This window comes from Streptomyces sp. NP-1717 (assembly GCF_022695985.1).
Classification (GTDB): Bacteria; Actinomycetota; Actinomycetes; order Streptomycetales; family Streptomycetaceae; genus Streptomyces.
This window is the reverse complement of sequence record NZ_JAAPBF010000343.1, coordinates 1-5,070: the sequence shown is the minus strand read 5'-3', so window position 1 is coordinate 5,070 and position 5,070 is coordinate 1. Positions and strand designations below refer to the sequence as shown.

General features: G+C 71.3%; 4 protein-coding genes. 3 read left to right on the top strand and 1 reads right to left on the bottom strand.

Annotated features, from left to right (window positions below; genetic code table 11):
- The 3 genes from GXP76_RS33905 to GXP76_RS33895 all read left to right on the top strand — a co-directional run.
- Positions 1–1,507 (top strand): beta-N-acetylhexosaminidase (locus tag GXP76_RS33905; RefSeq protein WP_242575459.1); only part of this gene is annotated, 1,507 nt, incomplete at its 5' end.
- Between the two features lie 40 nt (positions 1,508–1,547).
- Positions 1,548–2,975 (top strand): cellulose binding domain-containing protein, encoded by a 1,428-nt coding sequence (locus GXP76_RS33900; protein ID WP_242575458.1) that lies wholly within the window; start codon positions 1,548–1,550, stop codon positions 2,973–2,975.
- Between the two features lie 243 nt (positions 2,976–3,218).
- Entirely contained in the window at positions 3,219–4,250 is a 1,032-nt protein-coding gene (locus GXP76_RS33895; protein WP_242575457.1) for a lytic polysaccharide monooxygenase, read from the top strand.
- A 59-nt stretch (positions 4,251–4,309) separates the two neighbouring features.
- Here the strand turns inward: GXP76_RS33895 and GXP76_RS33890 are convergent.
- Positions 4,310–5,070 (bottom strand): triacylglycerol lipase (locus GXP76_RS33890; protein WP_242575456.1); only part of this gene is annotated, 761 nt, incomplete at its 5' end.

Here is a 5,070-nt window from a genome sequence, read left to right as displayed (position 1 = left end):
GCCCGGCACGCACGCGGCGTCGAACCTCCTTCGCACGCTGCTCACCCCGGTGACCGGACTGCCGCTCCCCGACTCGGCCGACGGAAGCGTTGTGCTCGCCCTCGATCCGGAGCTCGGCGGACTCGGCGAGGAGGGGTACGGGATCACCGTCGGCCCGCGGACGCTGGTCCTGCGCGCCGCGCACCCCACCGGGCTGCTCCGGGGGGTCCAGACGATCCGTCAACTGCTGCCCGCCGAGGCCCTGTCGGGGCAGAACCGGCCGCGGGGTGGTCCCTGGGAGCTGCCCTGCGCCGAGATCAGCGATGTGCCGAGACACCCCTGGCGCGGCGCGATGCTCGACGTGGCGCGGCACTTCCAGCCGGTCGCCTATCTGCGCAGATACGTGGACCTGCTCGCCTTCCACAAACTCAACACCCTCCACCTCCATCTCACCGACGACCAGGGCTGGCGCATGCCGGTCGACGCCTACCCCCGGCTGACCTCGGTCGGCGGCCACCGCAGCGAGTCGATGACCTGGCCGCCGGGCCGGGGCGGCGACCGGTTCGACGGCGTCCCGCACTCGGGGTCGTACACCAAGGCGGAACTGCGGGCCCTGGTGAGCTACGCGGCGGAGCGCGGGGTGAGCGTCGTACCGGAGATCGAGATGCCCGGCCATGTGCGCGCCGCCCTCGCCGCCTACCCCGAGCTGGGCAACCACCCGGAGCGGAGCCTCGGTGTCTGGACCCGGTGGGGTGTCTGCGACACCGTGCTCGGCGTCCACGACCGGGCCCTCGACTTCTGCCGGACGGTCCTGGAGGAGGTCATGGACGTCTTCCCCTCCCCGTACATCCACATCGGCGGCGAGGAGTGCCCGACCACCGAGTGGGAGAACAGTCCGGCGGCGCGCGCCCGCGCGGCGGCCGAGGGGCTGTCCGGACCGGCGGCGCTGCACGGCTGGTTCATGGGCCGGATCGGGGCCTTCCTGGTGGAACGGGGCCGCAAACCGGTCGGCTGGGCCGAGACGGGGACCGAACTGCCCCTCGACTTCACGGTGATGACCTGGCGCGATCCGGCCCATGCCCTGGCCGCCGCCCGGCGCGGCCACCGGGTGGTGACGGCCCATCACCGGGCCACCTATCTCGACTACGCCCAGTCCGCCGAACCCTGCGAACCGCCCGGCCAGCCCGGCGACCCCGTCGCGCTGCACGCCGTCCACGGCAACGAGCCGGTGCCCGGCGACTGGGAGGCCGGGGAGAGCGCGCAAGTCCTCGGCACACAGGCGCAGTTGTGGACCGAGTACGTGAAGACACCCGACCGGATCGAGTACCTCAGCTACCCCCGGCTCTGCGCCCTCGCGGACCGCGCCTGGTCCGGCGGGCGCAGCGACTGGGCCGGCTTCGTGGCGCGGCTGCGCCATCACACCGCACGGCTGGACGCCCTCGGCGTCCGCTACCGGCCGCTCACCCCGCGGTCCCTCCTGACCACGTCCCTCATGACCACCCCCGCAGGTACGGCGCCACTTCCGTAACTCCTCCCTCCCCCACCACCGTTCCGGAGAGGAACACGCCATGACGAAGAACGCCAAGAGCCGCCTGCGCGCGGCAGCCGCCGCCGCTGCCACCGTGGCCCTGAGCTGTACGGCGCTGGCGGCGATGCCCGCGTCCGCCGGGGCCGCGGCCGCCGACGGGCTCGTCGTCCAGTACCGCACGAGCGCCGCCGGGGCGACGGCCGACCAGAGCGAACCCTGGCTGAGGATCCGCAACACCGGCAGCGCCGCCGTACGGCTGAGCGACGTCAAGGTGCGGTACTGGTTCAAGGCCGATTCGGCGTCCGCGGCCTACCGGTTCGCCTGCTCCTGGGCGGTGAAGGGCTGCGCCAACGTCACCGGGACCTTCGGCACGCCCGCCGACCCGACGGCCACCGCCGACCGTTATCTGGAGATCTCCTTCACGGCGGGGGCGGGCTCCCTGGCCCCCGGCGCGGACACCGGGGACCTGCAACTGAGGTTCCACCAGGCGAACTGGCAGCCGCTGGGGCAGAGCGACGACTACTCCTTCGGCCGTGAGCGGTCCACCTACGGCGACTGGTCCCGGATCACGGCGCACATCGGCGGCGCGACGGTCTGGGGCGAGGCGCCCGGCGGCAACGGCCCGACCGACCCCACGGATCCGCCGACCGACCCGGCCGACGGGCCCACCCTGTTCGACGACTTCAACTACAGCGGCCACGGCGATCCGAGGATCGCCGCGAACGGCTGGAGCGTCCGTGCGAACTCCGGCGGTCCGGGTGTGCCCGGGGCCAACTGGGTGCCGGAGAACGTCACGTTCGCCAACCAGGGCGGCAACTCGGTGATGAACCTGGAGACGTCCACCGCCGGGACGGCGTCGTCCACGGAGCAGACGGAGATCCTCACCCGGTCCATGAAGTTCCGCAACGGGACGTACGCGGCGCGGGTGAAGTTCAGCGACGCGCCCAGGTCCGGCCCGGACGGCGACCGTCTCGTCCAGACGTTCTTCACCATCAACGACCTCAAGGCACCGATGGCGGACGACTACGCGGAGTACGACTTCGAGTATCTGCCGAACGGCGGCTGGGGTGAACCGGCCAACATCCTCTACACCACCTCGTGGGAGACCTACCGCCCCGACCCGTGGGAGGCCGTCAACCAGCACAGCGAGGTCCGGCAGAGCTACGCCGGGTGGCACGACCTGGTGGTGACCATCGACGACAGCGCCATCACCTACTACGTCGACGGTCAGCACTTCGGCACGCACGGGGCCGCGTATCTGCCGGAGCGGCCGATGTCGATCAACTTCAACCAGTGGCTGATCGACCTGGCGGGCCAGACCAGCACCGCACCGCGCTCCTACGACCAGCAGGTGGACTACGTACTGCATGTGAAGGACCAGGTCCTGAGCCCCGCCCAGGTGGGCACGCTGGTGAGCGGATACCGCGCGGCGGGCACGACGTTCGAGGACACGGTGCCGGGCGTCTGAGGGGCCAGGGAGCGGGGTCCGGTACGCCCAGTCTCAGCGGTCGCTTAGCGTCGCCTTAAGCGGACCATAAGGATCCTCTTCACCCCGTCCCAGCAGGCTGTTCCCGGGTTTCGAGGGGCTAGCTTGCTGAGGGCCGGAGCGGGACGGCCGCCGGTGGCGCCGTGTGCAACGGAGGTCACGCCGCCGGGAGTTCGTCCCGCTCCGCTCCCCCTCGCCTGTGCCGCTCAGAAGGAGAACGGATCCATGACCGCTCGTCGCAGGACCACCGGAATCGTCGTGCTGGGCCTCGCGCCGCTCGCGCTCGTCGGGCTCGCGGCCGTCCCCGCCGCCGCCCACGGCTCGATGACGGACCCGGTCAGCCGTGTGTCCGCCTGCTTCGCGGAGGGGCCCGAGAGTCCGAAGTCGGCGGCCTGCAAGGCGGCGGTCGCGTCCAGCGGGACGCAGGCGTTCTACGACTGGAACGAGGTCAACATCCCGAACGCCGCGGGCAACCACCAGTCGATCATCCCGGACGGCAAGCTCTGCTCGGCGGGCCGCGACAAGTACAAGGGGCTCGACCTGCCGCGCGGTGACTGGCCCTCGTCGCCGTTCACCGCGGGCAACCGCACCTTCACCTACAAGGCCACCGCCCCGCACAAGGGGTCCTTCGAGCTCTACATCACCAAGGACGGCTACGACCCGGGCAAGCAGCTGAACTGGTCCGACCTGGAGGACAGGCCGTTCGCCAAGGTCACCGACCCGAAGCTGGTCAACGGCGCCTATGTGTTCGACGGCATCGTCCCCAGCAAGTCGGGCCGGCATCTGATCTACTCCATCTGGCAGCGTTCGGACAGCCCCGAGGCGTTCTACACCTGCTCCGACGTGGTCTTCGGCGCCGACAACGGCGGCTCGGCAGCCGCTCCCGAGGCGTCCGCCCCCTCCGAGGCCGATGTCGAGGAGGGCGCGTCCAAGTCGACCGTCGACCACAACGGGCACGGTGGCGACAGCCCCGAGGAGGCCGGGGCGCCCGAGGCGAAGACCGCCGCGAAGGACGCGGGCGGTTACGAGGAGCCGGCGGCCGGGCCCGAGGCCAACGCCCCGGAGGCGAACGAGGCCGGCGCGGCCGAGCCGCAGCCGGCGGGTGGTTCGGAGAACCTCGCCGAGACCGGTGGCGACAGCACCACGCCGTACATCGCGGCGGGTGGCGCGGCGATCCTCGCCGCCGGCGCGGCCGTGATGTTCGGTACGGTCCGCCGCAGGGCCCAGCCCGCGGGCGGCGGCCGGCACAGCCGCTGACGTAACCGACTCCGCGGGGCTCCGGGCCGGACGGTCCGGAGCCCCGCGGGGCGTCGGGGTCAGCCGATGACCGACGCGCAGGTCGTCGGTGTGGCCCGGCCGGGATCGAGCGCGTTGGCCACCTCGTGGAAGGCGATCCGGTCGATCAGCCCGATCGCCAGGTGCTCGGAGACGTTCACCGCGCACAGGTCCTGGACGGTGACGTTCCGTACGTTCGGCCCGGACAGGAACTGGCTGCGGTACGGCGTGACCACCTGGTCGTAACGGGTCGCGATGACCGTGTACTTGACCCCGGGCACGGTGTCACCGCCCGCGTTGAGCTTCGTGAGGAACGCCGATCCGGCTATCTGGTCGGCGAGTCCGGGGGTCTTCTCGGTGAGCAGGTCCTCCGCGCCGGGGAAGTGCGGCAGCAGTTTCGTCAGACCGAGCAGGGTCGTGCCGTGGTTGTCGGGCGCGAGTCCGACCAGGGCGTTCACCTTCTGGGCCCCGCCGAGGAACTTGAGGTAGTGGCGGGGCATCATGCCGCCCTGCGAGTGGCCGACGATGTCGACCTTCGACGTGCCCGTGGCGGCGAGCACCCGGTCGACGTACGCGCTCAGTTGTTCCGCCGACTTGTCGATGGGGCCGAGGCCGTTGAAGAACGGCACTCCGGGGAGCTGCCCGTAGTCGAGGGAGAAGACGCAGTAGCCACGGTTCACCAGGTACGGGGCGAGACCGAGCCAGTTGTCGACGGAGTTCCCGAAGGTGCCGTGGACGAGGACGACGGGGCGGGGGCGCGCCGTTGGCATTCGTTCAGTTTTTACCGACGCGTAACTTCCCT

Excerpts from the sequence above, each read along its gene's own strand:
- GXP76_RS33900 (WP_242575458.1), top strand. The coding sequence starts at position 1,548 with ATGACGAAGAACGCCAAGAGCCGCCTGCGCGCGGCAGCCGCCGCCGCT.
- GXP76_RS33895 (WP_242575457.1), top strand. The coding sequence starts at position 3,219 with ATGACCGCTCGTCGCAGGACCACCGGAATCGTCGTGCTGGGCCTCGCG.